19 protein-coding genes are annotated in these 21,888 nt (G+C 61.6%); 18 read left to right on the plus strand and 1 reads right to left on the minus strand.

All coding sequences use genetic code 11. The features are described from left to right. The first annotated feature begins 66 nt into the window (after positions 1 to 66). The 16 genes from BLW80_RS31035 (at position 67) to BLW80_RS25920 (ending at position 17,519) form a co-directional block, all read left to right on the plus strand. The gene (locus BLW80_RS31035; RefSeq protein WP_502688633.1) at positions 67 to 402 is read left to right on the plus strand and encodes a DUF6634 family protein; all 336 of its coding nucleotides are present in this window, start codon (positions 67 to 69) and stop codon (positions 400 to 402) included. A 98-nt stretch (positions 403 to 500) separates the two neighbouring features. After that, a complete protein-coding gene (locus tag BLW80_RS25845) occupies positions 501 to 1,271 on the plus strand; it encodes a metallophosphoesterase (protein ID WP_093761191.1) in 771 nt (256 codons plus the stop codon). A gap of 33 nt (positions 1,272 to 1,304) precedes the next feature. Next, positions 1,305 to 3,392 (plus strand): AAA family ATPase, encoded by a 2,088-nt coding sequence (locus BLW80_RS25850; protein WP_093760940.1) that lies wholly within the window; start codon positions 1,305 to 1,307, stop codon positions 3,390 to 3,392. An 18-nt stretch (positions 3,393 to 3,410) separates the two neighbouring features. Next, positions 3,411 to 3,695, plus strand: coding sequence for a hypothetical protein (locus tag BLW80_RS25855; RefSeq protein WP_093760942.1), 285 nt, complete (start codon positions 3,411 to 3,413; stop codon positions 3,693 to 3,695). A gap of 497 nt (positions 3,696 to 4,192) precedes the next feature. Then, positions 4,193 to 5,095, plus strand: a complete 903-nt coding sequence (locus BLW80_RS25860; protein WP_139285949.1) for a TnsA endonuclease N-terminal domain-containing protein — start codon at positions 4,193 to 4,195, stop codon at positions 5,093 to 5,095. A 10-nt stretch (positions 5,096 to 5,105) separates the two neighbouring features. Next, positions 5,106 to 5,381: a hypothetical protein gene (locus BLW80_RS25865; RefSeq protein ID WP_139285950.1), complete on the plus strand. Its 276-nt coding sequence runs from the start codon at positions 5,106 to 5,108 to the stop codon at positions 5,379 to 5,381. A gap of 113 nt (positions 5,382 to 5,494) precedes the next feature. Next, positions 5,495 to 7,774, plus strand: coding sequence for an integrase catalytic domain-containing protein (locus tag BLW80_RS25870; RefSeq protein WP_170849804.1), 2,280 nt, complete (start codon positions 5,495 to 5,497; stop codon positions 7,772 to 7,774). A gap of 172 nt (positions 7,775 to 7,946) precedes the next feature. Continuing rightward, complete coding sequence (locus BLW80_RS25875) at positions 7,947 to 8,516, plus strand: Mu transposase C-terminal domain-containing protein (protein WP_093760950.1); 570 nt, start codon at positions 7,947 to 7,949, stop codon at positions 8,514 to 8,516. Then, positions 8,513 to 9,571: an AAA family ATPase gene (locus BLW80_RS25880; protein ID WP_093760952.1), complete on the plus strand. Its 1,059-nt coding sequence runs from the start codon at positions 8,513 to 8,515 to the stop codon at positions 9,569 to 9,571. The genes BLW80_RS25875 and BLW80_RS25880 overlap by 4 nt, the downstream gene beginning before the upstream one ends. Beyond that, the gene (locus BLW80_RS25885; protein WP_093760954.1) at positions 9,568 to 11,892 is read left to right on the plus strand and encodes a COG3415 family protein; all 2,325 of its coding nucleotides are present in this window, start codon (positions 9,568 to 9,570) and stop codon (positions 11,890 to 11,892) included. Before BLW80_RS25880 ends, BLW80_RS25885 begins: the two co-directional genes overlap by 4 nt. A 30-nt stretch (positions 11,893 to 11,922) precedes the next feature. Continuing rightward, positions 11,923 to 12,420, plus strand: a complete 498-nt coding sequence (locus BLW80_RS25890) for a hypothetical protein (protein WP_093760956.1) — start codon at positions 11,923 to 11,925, stop codon at positions 12,418 to 12,420. Positions 12,421 to 12,433: 13 nt separating this feature from the next. Further along, on the plus strand, positions 12,434 to 12,829 hold the full coding sequence (locus BLW80_RS25895; RefSeq protein ID WP_093760958.1) for a glyoxalase superfamily protein: 396 nt from the start codon (positions 12,434 to 12,436) through the stop codon (positions 12,827 to 12,829). Between the two features lie 40 nt (positions 12,830 to 12,869). After that, positions 12,870 to 13,913 (plus strand): hypothetical protein, encoded by a 1,044-nt coding sequence (locus BLW80_RS25900; protein ID WP_093760960.1) that lies wholly within the window; start codon positions 12,870 to 12,872, stop codon positions 13,911 to 13,913. A 1,317-nt stretch (positions 13,914 to 15,230) separates the two neighbouring features. Beyond that, entirely contained in the window at positions 15,231 to 16,559 is a 1,329-nt protein-coding gene (locus tag BLW80_RS25910; protein ID WP_093760964.1) for a metal-dependent hydrolase family protein, read from the plus strand. Between the two features lie 4 nt (positions 16,560 to 16,563). Further along, complete coding sequence (locus BLW80_RS25915) at positions 16,564 to 16,971, plus strand: DUF4864 domain-containing protein (RefSeq protein ID WP_093760966.1); 408 nt, start codon at positions 16,564 to 16,566, stop codon at positions 16,969 to 16,971. A 170-nt stretch (positions 16,972 to 17,141) separates the two neighbouring features. Continuing rightward, entirely contained in the window at positions 17,142 to 17,519 is a 378-nt protein-coding gene (locus BLW80_RS25920) for a hypothetical protein (RefSeq protein ID WP_139285952.1), read from the plus strand. Here BLW80_RS25920 and BLW80_RS25925 read toward each other — a convergent pair. After that, complete coding sequence (locus tag BLW80_RS25925) at positions 17,516 to 18,736, minus strand: MFS transporter (protein WP_093760970.1); 1,221 nt, start codon at positions 18,734 to 18,736, stop codon at positions 17,516 to 17,518. The genes BLW80_RS25920 and BLW80_RS25925 overlap by 4 nt on opposite strands. A 242-nt stretch (positions 18,737 to 18,978) precedes the next feature. Here BLW80_RS25925 and flhA point away from each other — a divergent pair, with 242 nt between their 5' ends. Together flhA and BLW80_RS25935 are read left to right on the plus strand one after the other, a co-directional pair. Continuing rightward, a complete protein-coding gene (flhA, locus tag BLW80_RS25930; RefSeq protein WP_089267512.1) occupies positions 18,979 to 21,216 on the plus strand; it encodes a flagellar biosynthesis protein FlhA in 2,238 nt (745 codons plus the stop codon). Between the two features lie 329 nt (positions 21,217 to 21,545). Continuing rightward, the gene (locus tag BLW80_RS25935; RefSeq protein WP_068737106.1) at positions 21,546 to 21,752 is read left to right on the plus strand and encodes a hypothetical protein; all 207 of its coding nucleotides are present in this window, start codon (positions 21,546 to 21,548) and stop codon (positions 21,750 to 21,752) included. Positions 21,753 to 21,888 lie beyond the last annotated feature (136 nt).

Below are 21,888 nucleotides of genomic sequence, written 5' to 3' on the forward strand. Positions count from 1 at the left end.
TGCACATTTCTAGTGCGCCATGCACCGTCGGCAAGTGCCTCAATAGATCAATCCTTGGAGCCTGCAATGCCAAACACTCCTCACAACGTCGGTTCTCTTCTCCGTGGCTTAGAAAGACTAACTACGGACATACGCAGCCTGAACGCAGGTAACGCACCATCCGAACGGGAGCTGCGAGCCTCTCCAGTGATTGATCAATGGTCGCTCGGATTCCGACCGACAGCCTGCCTTGTCGGCGCAATTTATCAGCATCCGATACTCGGTAACTGTCCGAACGCGCAGACCTCGACATTGGTGTTCATCGATCCGGACAAACGCCGGGCCCACACTTGGTCAAGATACTATAGGCTCGGAAATGAGCAGACGCTCAGGCGCGAGGCCGAGCCCACTAGTCACACTTAACTGCGTTCGGCTTTAGGATTCTCACGCCGGATCAAATGCCGTCTGAAGGCCGCCCCCTCGGGCGCGGCGCCAATGCAACCTGGTATTGGAGAAGCCGCGTGCTGATTTGGGTATTATCCGATCTACACCTTGAGTCGACCCGCTGGTGGGACCTGCCGCTTACTTACGCACGCCCGCAATTCGACGTCCTGGTTGTCGCCGGCGACCTGATCAGCCGCATGGAACGCGGTGTGAAGTGGCTGCTGAACCGTGTTCCGGATCGCGATATCGTCTATGTCGCTGGGAATCACGAATTTTACGGCTGCGATATCGATCGCACCGTTGAGAAGGCCCGCATCGCCGCGGCGGGAACGAATCTCCATATCCTGCAGAACGACAGTGTGACCATCGGCGGCACGATCTTTCTCGGAGCTACCGGATGGACCGACTTCAATCTTTTTGGCGATCCTGACCGCGCGATGCTGGCCGTCGGCGAGGCGATGAATGACTACAAAAGAATCCGTGTGAGAAATTATAAGCTGCGGTTGCGTCCGGCGCACACGCTTCAGCGCCATATGGAAACCCGCGCGTTCCTGCAGCGAGAGTTGAGTCGGCCAAAAACTCTGCCGCGCGTCGTAGTCACGCACATGGGGTTTCATGCGGAAGCTGTTCGCCAGGGATTCGAGCACGATCTGATTTCGTCCGCTTATACCAGTCGCGCTCCGGTCGAGGGTGCGGATATCTGGGTGTACGGGCACACGCATGAGAGTCGCGATTTCCGCGTCGGCTCCACCAGGGTGATCAGTAACGCGAAAGGGTACGGACCCTGGCGCGTGGGCGAGCCCTGGGAAAACCCGGACTTCGACCCGAACCTTATCGTCGAAGTCTAGCGCCTCGGCCCCCATCGTCGCCTGGAGCTGTACATGACCCGCAAGAGCTTCACGAAATTGCAACGCTCCCGAGCCGCTGCGATAGAACGCAGCTCTACAACGGGCGCTGTCAGCATCCAGCTCCTCAGACCTGAAAACATCCCGAGCAAAATGGCGGCCGCTCCTTCGCTGTCTCAGTCGGCCTCGAAGGTTACCGACGAGTTTGACAGTGACGACCCGGAGGCGATTTGCAAACTTGCGACGAAGAAGACGTCCCCCTCAGCACGATGCTCGCTCGTGGCAGCCGCGTTTCGTGAGGCGACGAGCGGCGGCGTCCGGCGACGGTTGAAGGATAAGACTGCACTCGCGCTCGTGGTATTGGTACCAAGGCCAAGCTGGATCGAACCGGTTAGGTCGCTGTTTGTCATGCGGTTCGGTGAGCGTTGGCAGGCGTTCTCACCCGATACCATGAAGACGCCGCAGCAGCGAACCGAACGCAACAAGGACGTCGCTAACTATCTTACACTTGGGTATTCGGTAGTTGGGGTCGCTGTGGAACGCGAAGCACTCCCCACTGCGCTGACGATCGCCGCTGACCTAACGATCCGCGTGAATTCTCCCGGCAGTTCAACGATCGGACGCGCGGTCCGGATGTTCACCGGCGAGGCAGCGCCGGCAGAGATCGGCGAGGAAGTCTCGTTCGGATTGGAGTTCTACGACCTCGTTGCCGCATTCCGTGCCAACTCTTCGCCGGCCGAAATCATCGGGCGTTTGCGGAAGGCGGCCGCAGCAACGAGCGGCGCCAGCACGACCGAATCCCTGCCGAAACTGGAAGAAGCGATCGAATACGGCGCAGCCCGGACCTGGGGCATGGCATTGGCTCGCGACCTCGCCGACTACCGCGCCGGGCGTCTCGATTGGCAGGATGTTGATCGGGGAGCCGTGTTGTTCTCGGAACCGGGGCTCGGAAAATCGCTATTCGCTCGGATCTTGGCCCAGGCTTGCGCAGTGCCATTGGTAACATTTTCGATCGCGGATCTTTTCGCAAGCTCTCCCGGCTATCTGGATTCGGTTATTAAGGCGTCGCGCGGGATGTTTGAACGCGCCGCCGCCCTAGCGCCGTGCATTTTGTTCCTCGATGAGATCGATGCTCTGCCGAACCGCGCCACTATGTCCACCCGGGCGCAGGAATGGTGGACCAGCGTAGTCACCGATTTTATGCTCAGCCTCGACAATGCCGTTGCCGGCAAGCGCGCCGGAATCGTGGTGATCGGCGCTACAAACAATATAAAGGGCGTCGATGCGGCCGTGCTGCGTCCCGGGCGACTCGAGCGAGCCATCGAGATCAGGCGGCCCGATCACGCAGGTGCGACGAACATCCTGCGCTATCATTTGAACGGGGAAATGCACCATGTGGATCTCGCCGATATCGCCCATTTGATTGACGGATCGACCGGCGCTGAGATCATGATGGCAGTTCGCAGCGCACGCAGAATAGCGCGTTATGCGGGACGCAGGCTGGAGCGCGATGACCTACTGCAGGCCATCGCGCCTGTCGAGCACATCGCGCCGGACGCGCTCAAGCGCGCAAGCGTTCACGAAGCCGCGCACGCGGTCGCCTCGCTCGTCGTTCGTTCCGGAATCCTCAAGCGTTGCACGGTCGGAACCGCCACTGCGTCGTTCGGCCTGACGCTAATCGAGATGGACCAGGATGACCTACTCACACGAGATTCGGTCGAACGGCGCGCCGTCGTCTTGCTCTGCGCGCGCGCTGCGGAGCGGCTCTTGATTGGCAATGCAGGACTCGGTGCGGGCGGGGACGACGAATCCGACCTTGCCCAAGTCACCCAGTTCGTCGCAACACTGCACGCCTCCTCAGGCCTTGGCGACACCCTGACCTACATCACCTCGTTTAAGGACGCATTGGCAGCGGTGCGCGACGACCGCGAACTTCGGTCCAAGGTCGAGCGGCACATGCAAGCCCTACAGGGTCGGGCCGAAGAAATCGTTCATAGATACCGTGACGCCATCGTCGCCGTCGCCGACCGGCTCAGGACACGTCGCCAACTTTCGGGAGAGGAAGTTCGCCGTATCGTCGAGGCGACGCCTACAAACGACCAACCCGAACTCGCCAATCGTTAACCAGAGATGGAGGGCTTAATGCTGATCATCACGATCGATCTCGTTCCAGGTGGATACGAATCCTTCCGCCGCACCATCGGCTCCATGCGGATCGCCAACATCTCCGATCTGGCCGACGTATCCGACTACAAAGTCGAAGTCACGGAAGGTGCAAATCACCTGGCCGGGACCAGCGCTCGTAACGCGCGGTGCACCGTCGAGCGCCATGATCGCCGCCAGACCATCTGGGCCCTCTTGGCTAAAGCTGCTGATGAAGCGACGAGGGCGAAGTTTGAGGATCTCGGAAGCCCAGAAAAGGAATAGTTCGGGAGTTATCCCCGCAATTCAACTTTTTTTCTTCGCAAAGAGTCACGCCTCGAAACACCAATATCGCACCAATCGGTCCCCACAAAATTGCAGCGCCGCTGAACTCCAACTTTTCATTTAAGCCCCGTCCGAGGCCGCGGAATATGGTGAATCGCCGCCCTCACACTCCTTCCAATTTCGCGATCTTGATGAAGTTTTCTGCCGTGAATTCCACCGGCCGCCGAAATTTCCGCTTTTGGCGCGGTTGTGCGATTTTCACACTCAAGTTTCAGCGGGGTGTCCCGGGGGAATGACTACAGATGCTGCTGACCGCCTGAAGAAGGGCGGAAAGCGGAACAGGTGGGGCGGGCCATTGCGAGCGGCCCGCCCGACCCTTCACCGGTCGAAAGCAACGACAGATGCTGCCTGCAAAGGCATCTGGAGCTTTGCTCATCACCCCGCGCCACGCAAGCGGGTTTTTGCGCCCATCTCGGCGTTCGACCTCCCATTCAAACATGCCCGACGCCGGCACCCTTGCCGGCGAACGGCGAAGCTTTGGCCGACCGGCCGGGGGCGACATGGCGAGCAAGAGAAAGATGCCGGGCAAAAAAGATCCAGGTGATTCACCGTTCACGCCGGGACCCCCCGTTGAACGGCGGAGCCCTTGCCGGGCGCGGCCGAAGACAATGAGCAAGAAGAGACCCAAGCTCGAGTCCGTCCGGATCGTGCGCGCCCGCGGCGGCGGCCCGATCCGCACGGTCATCCAAGCGGTGCGGAAGATACCAACCGGTGACTTCCCGTCGCTCAAGGCGGGACGCCCGCTGCCCTGGGAGGGCATCGCCGAGCGCCACTTCGTGTGGGTCTGCGAAGTCGATTGGAACGTGCGCTCGTTCATGACGCAGCCGATGCGCATGGAATTCCACATGAGCGACGGGAGCGTGCTCATCTACTTCCCAGACGTTGAGCGCTTGCTCGCCAGTACAGCGATCGAGATCGTCGAGATCAAGAAGAAGGAAGACGAAGCGCGGCGCGATCCGGATTACTCGTTCAAGCTGTGGCTGGCTCGGCAGATTTGCGTAATCCGCGGCTGGAAGTTCCGCATCCTCTCCGCAGAAAAGTATCTCGCCGAAGGCCATCGCCTGGCGAACGCGCAGCTGATCCGCATGGACCGGTTCACCGCGGTCTCGGCTGAGGACTACATCCGCCTCGGCGAAGCCTTCCGACGCACCAACGACATGACGTGGGGCAAGGCCGTCGCCGCGCTCAGCCGCACCGACGACGAGTGGAGCCCGGACGGACTCGCGCGCCTGCGCGCCCTGATCGTCCGCCGCCACGTCCGCGTCGACATCGATCGCCGCATCGCCCAGCAGACGCCGGTCGCCCTGACCGAAAGCGCCGCCATTCAGGTCGGCAAGTAAGGAGTCACGAATGTCCCAGCATACGTCCCACCCGCGGTTAACCGTGACCCTGTGCTTCGACGTCGCAACTCGGATGCTGCTCGGTCACCGCATCAGCTTCGAGCCGCCGAATCCGCATAGCGCGTTGCTGACGCTGCCGCAGATCAATCAGCACGCCCGTTCCTGGGACTCCTGGGGCATCCCCGACGATATCCAGACCGACTCCTCTTTCCTTTCGACGTCCCTGCTGCAGGCGCTGACCGACCTCGATAGCGGCGGCGCGCGCGAGCTCGATCCGGAGTCCTGAGCACCCGCATGTCCTCGCTCGACATCAAAAAAGGCCAATTGATCCAGCACTTCGAGAAGGGGCTCTGCCGCTTCGATCGCTGGAAGACGTTCAACGTGCTGGTCTTCCATACGGTGGACGGCGGCGGCGAGGTCAAGCTGCCGGAGCACACGTTTTGCGAACTACACGCGTTGCGCAAGATCCGTCTCGTCGAACAGGGCAAAGACGGCAATCCGATCGAGACCCGCGAATTCGGCCCCGACGAGTGCTGGACGGATTCCGACAATCCCGAGAAGGCCAAGCTTACGTCCGAGGGGCGCAAGGCGCTGGCCCGGCAGTTCTACACCAAGAAGTGGGACGAAGAGGGCAACGGCTCTCTCGGTGACGTTGGATTGCAAGAGCTCATCAGCCGCTGGCGCCCCGTCGTGGTCCAACTCGGCTACGAGACGAACGAGATCGAGGAGAGCGAGACGAAGCCCTTTCGCGTCGAGGTCGCCCGTCTTCGCCACTTCGTCAATAAGTGCGGACGGCCCGGCGCGCGGCCGCTCGAGGCGTTCCGGGATAACCGCGGCAAGAACTCGCCCCGCCGCCTCGCCGACGAAATCGAGGTCGAGATCCCAAAGGCGATCGACCACTACTACGGCGCCCGCGGACGCGACTACAACGACGCCTACGGTGTTCTCCACGATGCGATCAAGGCGCTCAACAAGAAGCGCCCCAAAGAACAGCAACTCAAATACCCTAAACCGGAAGTGCTCCGGCGCCGCATCGACAAGGCGGCCACCTTCGACAACCTCGCCCGCAAGACTAGTCGCAGCGAAGCCTGGCGGAAGTTGCACGGCCATCGCGAGCACATCTCAGCGACGCGGCCGCTCGAGCTCGCCATCATCGACACGACACCGCTCGACGTCCACGTGCTCGACAGCAGGCGGTTGCTGCCGCTCGGGCGGCCCTATCTGACCGCCTGCATCGACGTCTACAGCAGGATGCTGCTGGGGTGGTTCATCACGTTCGAGCCGCCATCCTTGTATTCCGTGATGGCGACTTTGAAGCGCGTCAACAGGCACAAGGGATACGTCCGGAAGCTCTTCCCGCAGATCAAGCGGCCGTGGGATGCCTGGGGCTGCCCGACGGAGATCCTGCTGGATCGCGACTGGGCCCATCAGTCGCCAAGCTTCCAGCACTCGATGGCCGAGATCGGCACCGAAGTGCACTACGCCCCGGGAGAGACCCCGCAATACAAGACCATCGGCGAACGATGGTTTCGCACGGTGAACCAGGGCTTGATCCACAAGCTCGCTGGCGCGGTTCGCTACAACGTTTACGTTATGCGCCAGGTCGGCCTGAACCCGGCGAAGGACGCGCTGATCACGTTCGAAGATCTCAACGAGCTCCTTCACGAATTCAACGAGGTCTACAGCTACCGCCCGCACGACGGAATCGGCGCCGTTCCGGCACTCGTCTGGAAAGAGGGTCTCGCGGTCCAGCGCCGCCGCTGGATCAAGGACGTCGGCGCGCTGGACAACATCCTCGGATGCGTCGACACCGCGACCATCTCCGGGAACGGCATCAAGTTCAAGAACATGCGCTGGCACGACGAGAGCGTCACTTCGCTGCTCCTGAACGATCTCGTCCGCCTCGAGAAGAAGCGCTCGCAGGATCCGCGGACCTTCGGCCAGTCGCGCGCGCGCGTGATCGTGAAATGGAATCCTGCCGACACCGGCTCGATTTCCGTCTGGAATCGCGGTGGCGAGCCCAAACCCTACTGGGTGACGATGCCGAACGCCGACCCCGAATTCCTGAAGGGGCTGACTTTCTGGCATCACGCCCGCATCCGTGAGTTCGCCGAGGCGAAGGGTCTCGAATTCTCCACCGAAGAGCAGCGCTGGGACGCGTTCAACCGGCTGCGCCGCCACTGGGAGACGCTCGCCGGTCAGATGCCGATGCGCAAGAGCCGCCAGGCTCGCCGCGGCTTGGCATTCGAACTCGGACAGTTCGACGACACCACGGCGAACGAACCCATCGACATCACCGTGGACGACATCAGAGACGTCGAGGCCGAAGCATCGACCGCAGGACTCAACAAGGTCGAGCCCGAGGGCGTCCCCGATCAGCTCGCAGCCGAACTATTGGGCCGCGACAATACCCCCAATAAAGGCCGCACGCCTAGCAAAACGGCGGTGGCCAAAGGTCAGAAGACGAAGAACCGCAAGAAAGCCGAGCGCGGGCAGGCCGAGCACGAAGCTTACGTCAAGGAGATGCGCGGCGACCCGACCGGCGATCCGAGAGCGCGCGGCACCCCCGTCCGCGACGACGCGGACCGTGACGAGGGATGGGGCGAGACCGCCGAGGCTCCGACCAGCGCACCCACCGATCTACCCGAAGACGAAACGGCTGACGACGAAGGTTGGTAACTGCAGAAGGACTAAAAGACATGCGTAACTTCACCGGAATATCATCGATCGACTGCGCGGCTTCATCCGCGCCGACGCACTCAACACGACCGATCCCACGGTCAACGACTCCACGCACCCGATTCCCGACGAGGCCGGCTTCGACGTCGATCGCAGCCGCTCCAGCGTCGTCGTGCTCACGCGGTCCGGCATCCGCTTCAAGGGGCTCCGCTACAACAGCCCAGGAGTCGCCGAGATGCTGCTGAGGATGAAGTCGGGCGATCGCGTAAAGGTGAGGATCAAGGATCCGTCCGACGCCTCCAGCACCTTCGTGTGGGACAGCAGCGCCCGACCCACTCCGCGCTGGATCACCGTCGGCATCGCTGACGCTCCAACGAAGCTGTCGCTCGCGCAGCACGCGCGGCTGCGCGATTTCGCAAGAAAGCAGGAACTCGCGTTCAGCACCGAAGCAGAGCGGTCCGAAGCACTGGAACGGCTGAAGCAGCGCTGGAAGAAGCTCGCTGAGCAGCCGCCCATCGGCGAGAGCCGTCAACAGCTGCGCGCCGTCGACCTTTCGAACCCGACGGAGGACGAAGCCGACATCGCGGACATTTTGAAGCGCCCGCGCGGGCGGAGGCCCAGCAAGCCCGCAATCTGCAAGGCCAAACGCACGAGGCACGCAAGACGATCGAGGTCACCGCAGCGTCCGCCTGGCGACCTTCCGACACCGAAAGCAAGTAACGCGAAGGAGTACGTGAAATGAAGAACACCATTCAGGATGTGATCGAACGCATGCGCCTGTTCGACGAGATTTTGATTGAACACCCCCGCCTCGGCAAGATCCGGGACAAGATGCTCTGGCTGCTTGCCGACACGGGCGGCGTTGTCGCGGCCAACGAGGCCCGCCGCAAGGCGGCTAGAGGAAGGCCGTTCAAGAACAAGGAGCTATGGGTTCTCCCGATCGTCGGCCCCAGCGGAGCGATGAAGAGCACATCGATCGGAAAGGTGATCGACGAGATCAACGCCGACGAACGTTTTCCCCCCGAGGACATCCCGGTGCTCTTCGTCACCATGCGAGGGGTCAAAAACGTGCGCGCCTTCCTCAGCGTCGTCCTCGAACACTACGGCGACGCCGCCAAGGAGGTCATGCCCGGATCCGGCCCGGTCGATGCCCAGGTCGTCGCGCGCGGCGTCTACAACGTCGCGAGAACGAAGCGCACGCTTCTGCTCGTCATCGACGAGGCCCACGAAATGCTCCGCTACGACGGCGGCAAGACCGGCAAGAGCATGGCAATGCTCCTCAAGACCATGGTCAACGAGGGCATCTTCTCCGTGGTCCTGATCGGCACCGACGAGATGCTAGGCCTCTTCCGCTCGAAGGAGCTCAAGAGCCGCACGGTCGCGGACGAAGACGCGACATTGCTGCCGTTCGACATCAAGAAGCAGGGCGACCGCCGCTACTTCTTCCGCTTCCTCCAGCGCATCGAGGACGAGATGGCGAAGACCGGCGTCGTCGACGAGCCGCTCGGCTGGGTCGCCAGCCTGGAGGACCGCGCCAAGATCTACGACATGTGCAACGGCGTTCCCGGCACCGCCTGCCGCGTGCTCCGCATGGCGCTCGAACGCACGCTGCGCAGCGGCCGCACGTCGATCGAGTGGCCGGACTTCGAATCCGCCTTCCGCGCCTTCAACGCCACCGAAGAACGCGCCTTGTTCGACCCGTTCGCGAACGGTCCGAAGAAGGAGACGATCGGCCGCCTCAAAGCGGAAGCCGAAGCCAAGAAGAAGGCCGGTGGCAACGATAAGGAGCCGGCATGACGCTCGCGTTACCGTTCAAGAAGTTCATCGCTACGGTCGGGCCGCCGCATCTCGACGAGAGCCTTCGCGGCTACCTCGGCCGCGCGCTGTCGGTCACGGCCATCCGAAACGTCACCAAGATGCTGAAGATCGCGGACGCCACCAAGCCCAACGCCGTGGCGCTCGCTACGACGCTGACGGACGCTGGCGAGATCGAGCGCATCGCCACGCTGATCGGATGCACGCCCCGGGACATCGTCTCGCGCACGTACAGGACGGGCGAGTTCGCGCATTCCGGTTCCGAAAGCATCGACTTCTTCGGCACCCAGATCCGCCTTCACTTTCGCGAAACCAAATTCCGGAGGGTGTCGCCTCGCGCGCTGGAAATCGATCCCTATCATCGCGCTATCTGGGAGCTTCGTCCGATCGCATTCGATCGGCAGACGAAGGAGAAACTTTTGTCGGCGTGCCCAGCCTGCGATCGCAAACTCGGCTGGTTACGCGCTGATGTTCCGAACCTCTGCGATAAATGCGACGCCGATCTACGCGATTTCCAGCAGCCGGTATCGCCCGTCGAAGACGAGGAGGCTTACGACTTTGTCGTCGACCTGATCGATCCCGATCCAGCCAAGAAGGAAGCAGCCCGCGCGCTGCTGCCGGAGGAGTGGCGCGACTTCTCCAACGGCGATCTATTCGAAGCGATCGTTGCGCTGGCGAGCGGCCTCACGGCGGATCCGACCAAAAAAGGCGCAGCGCAGGGACGTAGCAAGCGCAGCGAGCAGTTCGAACAGCTGACGCCGGCACTGCTCGCGCTGGCCGGACGCGCTATCATCGGTGGCGTAGCCGGATTCGCGGATCTCTGCGACCGATATCGCGCCGACATGGACAAGCGCCCCATCTATTACGGACGCCGAAAGGAGATCGGCCCGCTCGCCTACATCACCTATGACAAGCACATCGAACCCAGCATTCGGGATCTGCTCCGAGCCTTGGTCGACGGCAACATGGAGTCGACGAGCGAGAGGTACGCGCTTCGCCTAGGCAAGGACGCGGCCAGCTCGACGATGACGATCCAAACTCTGTCTGAGACGTTCGGCGTCCGCAGATCGATCCTCCAGCGCCTCGCCGAGAGCGGTCTCGTTCCGGTCATCCGGGCGGACGATGCCCGGTCGCCTGTCCGCATGAGTATACGGGACGTACGGCCATTGCTTGCTCAGATAAAGAACGCCGTTGGCGAAAACGAGGCGGCCGGAATCCTCGGACTTCCCCTCTCTGTGCTGTCGAGCCTCGCCGACCACGGCCTGATCCGGCGCCTGGAAGGCCGAGTTCAAGGTCTCGTTCCGGGCTACAGCGGCTATCTTCACTCGTCGGTCAACCAACTTATGGCCGAGATCTGGTCGGCGGCCCGGCCCAGTTTCGGAAGGTGCTGTTCGATTATGGTGGCCGCCCGCTCGCTCGGCGCGGGCGAGACCCCTTGGGCCGCCGTCATCAGCGCAATCATCGCCGGCGACGTCGTCATCCACGACACCGGCGCGCAGCGCCGGAATATCCGCTTCAGCCTGGCCGTCTCGGACATCGATTCATTCGTGGCCGGCGTCAACAAGCACCTGCAGAACGCGCCCCTCGGCTTGAAGCTTCCTCGCTGGATTGCCCAATCGACCGCTGCCGAACTTCTCCAGGTCAATGTGGCCTTCTTCTCCCGCTTAGCAAACATTCGGCCTGACCTGCTTCCTCAGCGAGGACCCGGCTATGCGCCCTACCTCGCGAACGATGTGCAGGCGCTCCACGCCAAGTACATCTTCGTGCCCGAAATCGCCCGCCGCGCCGATATGCACCCCCGGCGCGTTGTTTCCTGGTTGCGCTCCGAGCACGTGGCCCCTTCCCTTTCGCTACAAGAAAATCGTGATTTCGGCTACCCGCGCAGTGTCGTCGATCCTCTCCTGATTGAGCTCATCGACAAGACCAAACGAATGAAGGCCTCCCTGGCCGAAGCCGGCGATGGCGTCCGCGTCAAGCTGATTGCGGCCGTGGCGGCAGGCGCTGGCCCTAAGGCAACTGCGGAAGCAATGGACATCCCCTATCGCGAGGCAAAACGCTGGATCGAGGCCTGGCGCAAGGCCGGTGCAGTCGCGCCACGCAAGTTCGGCCATCGATCGAAGCTAGACGACCAGAAAGATTTCTTGCGGACCCTGGTCGCGCAGCGTCCCGACATCAAGCTCAGCGAAATCCGCCAGGCGCTGGAACCGCGAGGAGTCAAGACCAGCGACACGGCGATCTGGAACGCGCTCGAGCGCTTCGACATCAAACTCGGCGGCCGGCGGCGGCCGACCGGCCGCGGATAGCCGAGACCTTCGAAGAGAAAGGACGACGAGATGAAGTTCAACACGCACTCTCCTACCTCCGCTGCGCTGTATGCGACGAGTCACAATGAGGCTTGGGCGATCGACTTCGCCATGCTCGATTTCGCCGCCAAGCCGCTCGTCATGCTGATCGTCGATGTCCGCACGCGCCGTCCGCTGAGCGCGACGGTGAGCCACATGGCCATGGAAGATATCATCATCAGGCTGGAGCGTCTGGTCCGGCGTTCGGGCCGTCCGGAACGGATTTGGATGGACTACAGCAGCGCCTACAACACCATCGAGGGCCACTTCCACCCGTCGCTACAGGCCTGGGCTCAGAAGCATCGCATTTCGCTCACCCATGACCGCATGCTCCTGACGAGGCGCATCTCGGAGCGGCCGCTCCGCGACCTCAGCGCCTCCCTACGTGAGAAGAGCTTCACGACGCTGATGGAACTTGGCCACGACATCGAACGCTGGCGCCAGTCCTACCACAGGGCCGCCCGCACCATGCCCAACGTCAACCAGTAAGAGGAGTACACGAATGATCATCATGATGTCCGAGGAGAGGGTGAAGGGTATGGCAAAGCGCCTACGCAAAGTGCTGCGCGGATGCGGTGTCGAGCTCAAGCACTTCGCGTGCCTCGAGCTTGCTGTCCGCCTGTGCGGTTTCGAGGACTGGCAGAATTACCGTCGTCGGGATGTCGACGCACCGCTCAGCCTCCTCGACGACGACCTCTGGGAAGAAGAGTTCGCCGCCCGCGACGAATTTCAGATGAGTGTGCTGGAGGAAGCCGGGTTGGGGGCGGTTGCGCGTGAACTCCTCGACCGCGCGAACCCGACGGGCTCCTGGGCCAAGCAAACAAGCGGGCCAACTTTCCGAGACAACTCCGACGAGCGGGGTCATTCGCTCAGCTTCGCGGATAACCTAGCCCAGTAACTGATTGCCTGACTATCAAGACCGATAGGAGCGGTTTCCAATGGTTGACGACAACACTGCGTCAATTATCCCCCTGCGCGAAGCCCGCCGGCCCAAAACGCCGGCCGAACGACAACGCGCTTATCGGCACCGCAAGCGGCAGCAGCGTCAGACTGCGCAGGCTGCCGTCCTACCCGAAGTCGTGACGTCACAAGCCAACGTCACGCCCATTACTCCTCCCGCCGCGTTACCAGTTGCGACCAACGCCACTCGAGTCATTTCCACCGGCGCGCGACTAGTCACGGCGAATGTCATGCCCGTCACTCCTGCTACCGAGTTACCAGTCGCGGCTAACGTCACGCCCGTCACTTCTGCCGCCGCGTTACCCGTCACGGCCAACGTAACGCGCGTCACGCCCGACATCACACAAGTCACGGAGTCACGCTGGCACGCAACGAACCGTTGCTCGACCAGCTCGTACGGCTTGACCGCGGCTGCCTTCGCTCTCGCTGGCGTTGGTCTTATCATGAATGGTTGGTTTGCTCGGTCGCTGGGTTCGACCGATCTAGCCGGATGGCTGTTTCTCGCTATTGGCGTCGCCGCTGACCTGGTAGCTCTTACCATCCCTTCAGCTGCCGCCCAGCTTTGGCGCACGCGCCGGCGGATCAGAGCTGCGGCGGCTTGGTTGGTATGCTTCATAAATCTTGTATTCGTCGCCACCGCCGGAATCGGGTTCGCTTCCCTTAACATCGCCGACGTGACGCTTGCTCGGGCGTCACGCGTCACTCCTGCAGTGACGAGAGCGCAGGACGCGTTACGCGACGCTATGACCGCACGTGACCGGGAATGTGCTGGCGGAGTCGGTCGGTACTGTCGCGAGCGCGAGCAGGCCGTAACGGACCTCCGCCGCGCGCTCGACGCAACGTTGAATTCGGTCGCACACACCGCCGATCCGCAAACCGATGCCGCCATTAGGATTGTGGCTTGGCTCAGTTGCGGAACCCTCAACCCAACGGCCGACGATTTCGCCATGCTGCGCTTGGTGCTATTGGCACTCTTACCGCAGGTCGGCGGAATTTTGCTAATGATCGGTCGGGCGCGCTAAGGGGGACAAACTACCTCAAGACGTGCGATGGCCCGCTACGCTCTAGCCCAAGTCGAAGCCCAAACCCGACGTGCGCATGGTGCGTGAATAGCCTAGGACGACCAGAAGTCCGGCATATCCAACTGCCTAGCCCTAAATGCCGCCCCGTCACCGATTGCGGTGGGCTCTCGACCATATCGGCGAACGGACGCACTTCCATAGACCCTAATCAGTATGGAGAGGACGAACCCGCTGGCGTTCACAAGAACCAGCGTCTGCGTCTCTCTCCGGAAAAAACTAGCGCGAATAACAGCGGGTTCTCAGTGTCTTGCGAAATCGAGTCGTTCTCAAAGCGAAAAACGGGGGTATCGAGTCGTTCTTAAAGTCAAAATCGAGTCGTTTTCAAAATGCGGGATCGTGGAATATCAACGAGATAGCCGAGTCGTTCTCAAAGTGGCCCCACATGTTTTAGAGCCAGTCTGTGAGGGTCTGCTTTTTGCAGCCAAGCCATTCGGTACGCGTTCTGTCCTTTGAATCGCTTCCTGATCGCCGCATGAGCCAGACCTCAAGCCCGGGGAGACAATCGTCGTCGACGGCGACACTTTGGCGATGCCAATTCCGGAGATTTTCGTCAGTAGCGGAGAGGGTTGGATCGACGTGCCAAGACTTTGCGCCTGCAATCTCGCGCGGTCGGGATGAACTGCATCCTCGCTTCAGTATAGTCATTATAGCAATCGCTAGCGCAGCATCATTGATGGCCCGGTTCCAGACCGGTCCCGGGTTCTGAAATCGCATCTCGGAGTCTCCCGGCGCATCCGGGACGATGATCGCGCTTGATCACAGCCTTCAAGGCGGCGTGCAGTTGCTGCGTATCATACCGGCACCCATTGCGTATTGCCGGCTCTGTGGCACGATAAAGCGAATTTCAGCAGTCGGTTTGTGTGCAAATGATCTTTGAACCAATTCGATTGATGCCTGAGGCGCCCGGGCAAACCCCGGCGAGGAACCGCACGATCTTTTCTCTCCTGGCGGCGGTTAGATGGGTCCAGCGTTACGTTGACAGCGAAGCCAAGACAACGCCGCGGTGGACGAAGCTGATCGCTGTTCTTGATGAGGCGACTGTCGGGAAAATTGAGCCGCCCGAGGTTCGAACCGCGCTCCATGTCGCTTTGATGGCTGAAGGATGGGCGATGCCGGACGAGCTTGAGCAACCAGATATATTCACATCCGGCCGAGCGGATTCCCCGTAGATCAGCCGGCGTCCACTGGTAGCGGCGCCACCTTCAAGTGGACGCCGGTATCTGTCATAGTGCAGGCTTTACTGCTCGGAGAACGCTCATGTTGTTCCCTGTCGGTAGTCGATGGCTCGCAGCGATTCTTGCGCTGACATTTTGCACCAGCGCGAGCGCCGGCGATGTGCTCTTCGAAAATGTTCGAATCTTCGACGGGAGAAGCGCCACTCTTTCCGCTCCGTCGAATGTGCTGATCAAGGGCAACCTCATCGAGCGTATTTCCACGGCACCGATAGCAGCCGCAGACGCTCAGCGTGTTGCAGGAAACGGGCATACGCTGATGCCTGGCCTAATCGACAATCATTGGCATGCGATGTTGATACGGGTGACGCCGGCGCAGGCTTTCGGTGACGTCGGCTACAACAATCTGCTGGCCGGCAACGAAGCGACTGACACTCTGATGCGCGGCTTCACAACCGTTCGCGATGTTGGCGGGCCGGTGTTCGGCCTCAAGCGTGCCATCGACGAGGGCATCGTCAAGGGCCCACGCATCTATCCGTCCGGCGCCATGATCACTATCACGAGCGGGCATGGGGATTTCCGTCAGCTGACCGATCTGCCACGCACGATTGGCGGCATGCTCACCCGCATGGAGCAAGTCGGTGGCGCGATCGTCGCCGACAGCCCTGACGAGGTGCGCGTGCGCGCGCGCGAACAACTCATGCAGGGCGCCTCCCAGGTCAAGTTGACGGCGGGCGGCGGCGTGTCGTCACCTTTCAGTCCGGTCGACGTGACCACTTTCACCGAGCCCGAACTACGCGCCGCCGTCGAAGCGGCCGAGAATTGGGGCACATATGTCGCCGCGCACGCCTTTACTCCGGCTGCGATCCAGAGAGCCGTTGCCGCGGGCGTGAAGTGCATCGAACACGGCATGCTGATGGACGAGGCAACCGCCAGGCTGCTGGCCGAGAAGGACATCTGGTTGAGCTTGCAGCCCCTCCCCGAGGGCTTGAGGCTTGGCTTTCCGGAGGGGTCCGTCCAGCGGGCCAAGGCGGATGAGGTCTGGCCCGGCATAGCCAGGTCCTACGAGTTTGCCAGGAAGTACAAGATCAAGACGGCGTGGGGCACCGACGTGCTGTTCTCGCGCGCGCTGGCGCAGCAACAGGGGGCAATTCTGGCCTCGCTCACGCGCTGGTACACCCCCGCCGAAGCGCTGGTCATGGCGACATCGACAAACGCCGAACTGCTGGCGCTGTCCGGCAAGCGCAATCCCTATCCCGGCAAGCTCGGCGTCGTGGAACAGGGTGCGCTCGCGGATTTGTTGCTTGTCGACGGCAATCCGCTGGACAACATCAACCTGATTGCCGATCCCGCGAATAACTTCAAAATCATCATGAAAGACGGCGTCATCTACAAGAACACTTTGAGCAAGTGAGCCTATGCGCAGCCTCCTCTTTCTTGTCGTCATAATGATCGGCCTCGCATCGCCTGTCCGTGCTGCGGAGGATGTAGCGGCGGCGCAAAAGATCATCAGCTCCCAAGCCGATGCGCTGGCGCGCGACGACGCTGTGACTGCCTATGGGTTCGCGGCCCCCGGCATCCAGAGCATTTTCACCGATCCCGACAGCTTCATGGACATGGTGCGCAACGCCTATGCACCCATCTATCGCCATCGCAGCTTCGAATTCACCGAGAGCAACACATCTGACGGTACAATTGAGCAGAAAGTCCGTATCGTCGATGCCGATGGTGTGCCGTGGGATGCGCTCTACACGCTGGAGCCGCAGCCGGATGGCAGCCTGAAGATCAGCGGCTGCATGTTGCTGAAAGTCGGCCAGGCTGTGTGACACCTCACAGCGGCATTCACATTCGCACCTCACATCATCTATAATAGGTCCTGCACGTCTCTCGTCCTACGGTTGCTTCCCGGGTGAATTTGTTGCGGTACCTGCCCCTCAGCACACTGTCTCCCATTGTCCTGGGCAGCCTGTTGGCGTGCGGGGTGTCGACCATCGCGATGACTGACACGCGTCGCCTATCCCTGATGCCCGATCCGCGCGGCGAGTTCATTCGGCTCTGCGCGCCCTTCATGGTGTCGCGCTATGCGCATCCCGAAGCGATCTGCGACTGCGTCCGCACCGCGCTGATCAGCGAGATTGGCGATCGCGATATTCTCGACGCGATCCTGTACGGGGTCACCGAGCGCGGCGTCCCCACGCTGAACGAGAACTGGCTGCCGCCGGACAAACGAAGCTTGATCCCGCGGACCATGACGGCGATTGCCGAGCCGACGCTGGATTGCATGTTCGGTAGCGGCCCGGCCAAACGCGCGCTCGAAAACGTACCGATCGATGGATTTCCGGCGATGCCACCGGTGCAGGATCTGACGCCTTAGGCGACCGATGCGCCCGAGGAGAAAATCAACCTGCGGCGCGCCCGCAGCATCAGCGCCGTGATAATGGTGACATTGAGTGCATTCCAGGCGAGCCCATTCATGAACGCTGCCGCGTAGGAGCCCGTGGCGTCGAAAATGACGCCGGACATCCAGCCGCCAAGTGACATGCCACCCACCGTGCCCAATATGACAATGCCGACACGCGTAGCCGCCTGCGATGCGGGCATCGCCTCGCGGATGATGATGGCATAGGCCGGCACCAGACCGCCCTGGAACAGGCCGAACATCGCCGAGATGATGTAAAGCGAAGCCAGGCTGTCGAAGAACAAATAGAACAGCAGTGCGAATCCCTGCAGCAACGAGCCAATCAGCAGTGTGCGAATGCCACCGATACGATCGGCCAGAAAACCCGAGCCAACACGGCTGACAATCCCGCAGGCCAGCATCAGCGACAACATCTCGGCGCCGCGCGTCACGCCGTAGCCGAGATCTCCGCAATAAGCGACGATATGCACCTGCGGCATCGCCATGGCGACACAGCAACCGATGCCGGCCACAAAGAGAAGCGTCGTCAGCGTGTTGTTGCTGAGCTGGAGATCGACCTTGGGCGGCGGCGCATTGACGTGACTACGTCGTGTGACAGTGCCCATCTGCGCACGCAGAACCGCGAGCATCAGGAGCATCAGGACGGTTGTAACGACCCCGACACTGATATGCGTCGAGCGCCAACCAAAAGTCAGAATGCCCCAGCTGACAATCGGCGGCCAGAGCGTGCCGCCGATATAGCTGCCGGTCGCGGCGACAGTCACCGCGATGCCGCGCCGGCGTTCGAACCAGTGCGACGCTTCTGCCATCAGCGGCCCGAAGGTTGCCGACGATCCTGCGCCGATCACCACGTGAATAAGATTGAACTGCCAAAGCGCCATGGACTGCGACGCGAGAAGATAACCGGCGCCCATCAGCACCGTCGCAAGCGCAATCGTGGCCACGATGCCAAACCGGTCCGTGAGCCTGCCGGCCACCACGCCGCCGAGGCCGAAGCCGACCATGGTCAGGGTAAAGGCCAGCGACGCCGCGCCGCGGCTGGCGGCGAAATCGGCCTGCACGGCCGGGAGCGCCACTACCACCGACCACATGCCGACTGACCCGAGCGAGCCGATGATCAAGGCAAGCGACAGCCTGATCCAGGCCTGACGGGAGTCAGGCAGGAACGGCATCGAATCTGAAGTGGGGGTCGCGATGGTCACGGCGGCAACATCCTCGGCGTGTGCCCGCAGGTCAAGCGATCTGCCGAAGGATTAGGCATGCAGAAGCAGCGCAACAGACCGGTTCGGCCAAAACTGGCTCCGGGCTTGTGGCAAAGCCGCGCAGTAACGCCTCGTTAACTCTTTGCTAACCATACACACGGCAAAAATTGCCGAGTGGAGTCGCGTCTCGTCAGCTGACCGGGGGAATGCCCGTGGATGCCAGTGCGGTGCCTCACTTGCGGATCGGCGGCCCTTCGGCCGCTGCGCAGACGTTCGGCAGTCGCGAGCGACATTCGCGCGGGGAAGCGGCATCGATGACGGATTTGATCGCGGGTCAGGGTCTGGGCGCACCCAAGAGCGGCGGTTTCGACTTCGCCAGCATCAGGACGAACGTCTTGCGCGGCGATATCGGCCTCGCATTCGGCGTTCTGATCATCCTTGTCGTCCTGATCATGCCGTTGCCAGCCATCGTGATGGATTTGTTCCTCGCGATCTCGATCACCATGTCGGTGTTGATCCTGATGACGGCGCTGTTTACCCAGACGCCGCTGGAATTCTCGTCGTTCCCGACCGTGCTGCTGATCTCGACCATGTTGCGGCTATCGCTGAACCTGGCCTCGACCCGCCTGATCCTGTCGCATGGCCACGAAGGTACCGCCGCGGCCGGCCACGTCATCGAGGCGTTCGGTAATTTCGTGATGGGTGGCAACTTCGTCATCGGCATCGTCGTGTTCGCAATCCTGGTGATCGTGAACTTCATCGTCATCACCAAGGGTTCGGGCCGTATCGCCGAAGTCGCGGCACGCTTCCAGCTGGACTCGATGCCCGGCAAGCAGATGGCGATCGACGCCGACCTCTCGGCCGGCCTGATCGACGAGGCCACCGCCAAGGCGCGCCGCAAGGACCTTGAAGACGAAAGTGGCTTCTTCGGCGCCATGGACGGTGCTTCCAAGTTCGTCCGCGGCGATGCCATTGCCGGCCTGCTCATTACCGCCATCAACGTCATCGGCGGGATCATCATCGGCGTCGCGCAGCAGGGCCTGTCGTTCTCGGAAGCCGGCCGCACTTATACGCTACTGACCGTCGGCGACGGCCTAGTCACCCAGGTTCCGGCGCTGATTGTCTCGACTGCCGCAGGCCTGCTCGTCTCGAAGGCGGGCATTACCGGCGCCGCCGACAAGACGCTGATCAAGCAATTCTCCGGCTATCCGCAGGCGCTGGGCATGTCGGCCGGCGTCATGCTGACGCTGGCGCTGCTGCCGGGCATTCCGATGCTGCCGTTCCTCGCACTCGGCGGCGGCGCAGCCTATCTCGCCGTCACCGCCAACAAGCGCAACAAGGTTGCGCGTGCCGAAGTCGCGCATCAGGCCGCAGCACCGGCCGCCGCCGCAGCAGCACAAGCTGCCGCCGCGGACGAGCCGATCTCCGCATCGCTGAAGATCGACGACCTCAAGATCGAGCTGGGCTACGCGCTGCTGCCACTGGTCAACGGGCCGGACGGCACCGATCGCCTCACCGAGCAGATCAAGGCGCTGCGCAAGTCGCTCGCTGTCGAAATGGGTTTCGTGATGCCGTCGGTCAGAATCCTGGACAACGTGCAGCTCGAAGCCAATACCTACATCATCAAGATCAAGGAAGTGGACGCCGGCACCGGCCGCATCTGGCCGAACCAGTTCATGGTCATGGATCCCGGCGGCAACCAGGTCAACGTACCAGGCATTCACACCACAGAGCCGACCTTCGGCCTGCCCGCGACCTGGGTCGATGCCGGCCTGAAGGAAGAAGCCTCGCTCAAGGGCTACACCGTGGTCGATGCCGCCACGGTCTTGTCGACGCATCTGACAGAGCTGCTGAAAGGCAATATGTCGGATCTCTTGTCCTACGGCGAAGTGCAGAAGCTGCTGAAGGACCTGCCGAAAGAACAAGGCGAACTGGTCAAGGATATCGTCCCGTCGCTCATCACCGTGTCGGGCATCCAGCGCGTGCTGCAGTTGCTGCTTACCGAACGTATTTCGGTGCGCGATCTCTCGACCATCCTCGAAGGCATTGCCGACGCCCTCGCCTTCTCGCGCAACCCGTCGACCATCGTCGAGCATGTGCGTGCGCGCCTCGCGCGACAGATCTGCGCGCAGAACACGTCCTACAACGGCTACCTGCCGCTCATCGCACTGTCGGCGCAGTGGGAGCAGGCCTTCGCGGAATCGATCATCGGCACCGGCGAAGAACGCAGTCTCGCGATGCAGCCGTCGAAGCTGTCGGAGTTCATGACCACCGTGCGCGATCGTTTCGAACAGGCCGCGCGCGAAGGCGAAGCGCCGGTGCTGGTCACCTCGGCCTCGATCCGGCCGTTCGTGCGCTCGCTGGTGGAACGGTTCCGCGCACAAACCACCGTGCTGTCCCAGGCGGAAATCCACCCCCGTGCGCGCCTGAAGACCGTCGGAAGCGTCTGATTCGGCGGCAAGAGGCTAGCAACCTTGCCCGAAACCGATGTAAATTCGTCACAGACAAGAGATTTGCCAGAATGTCGCATCCCGAGGCCATTTCGGGGCGACGGCACGAATCACTCTCAACGCTCTGATAATAAATAATAATTTATGAATTTCAGGGCCAAGCCGGGTGCTTCAATCGCGCCGGATCACGTCTTATCACTGCCTTGTGATCTACTATTTGGAACGGAACGACCCAACACCACGTTTCCTATGCGTGATGAGTTGAACCTGCCGACGCGGACACGACACAAACGGTCGTAGGCAGAGTAAGACGGCAGGGAGCGTTTCCAATGAACCACTCGATTTACAGCGCGGATCGCATGACCCACCTCAAGGTGGTGATCGTTGCTCTGGTCGCCGGTATCTTCGTGGCAGGCTTCGGAATCTCGGCCCGCATGAATGCTGACGAAGGCTACAGCCAGACCGCCAGCGCTCGTGTGATCAAAGCAGGCCAGCCGGTTGCTGTCACCACTTCGAACGCCAGCATGGTCCGCTAAGGAATTCAGGAATTCGCGTGGCGATGTCCCCCAAGGTCGTCAGGTGAATACATAGAAGCTCCACTTCCCCCCGAGTGGACTTCTGAATGGAAAACGCCCGCTCCCCACGGGCGTTTTTCTTTTGTGGGGTGCTTTC

Origin of the sequence: Tardiphaga sp. OK245 (assembly GCF_900108575.1) — a bacterium.
Classification (GTDB): domain Bacteria; phylum Pseudomonadota; class Alphaproteobacteria; order Rhizobiales; family Xanthobacteraceae; genus Tardiphaga; species Tardiphaga robiniae.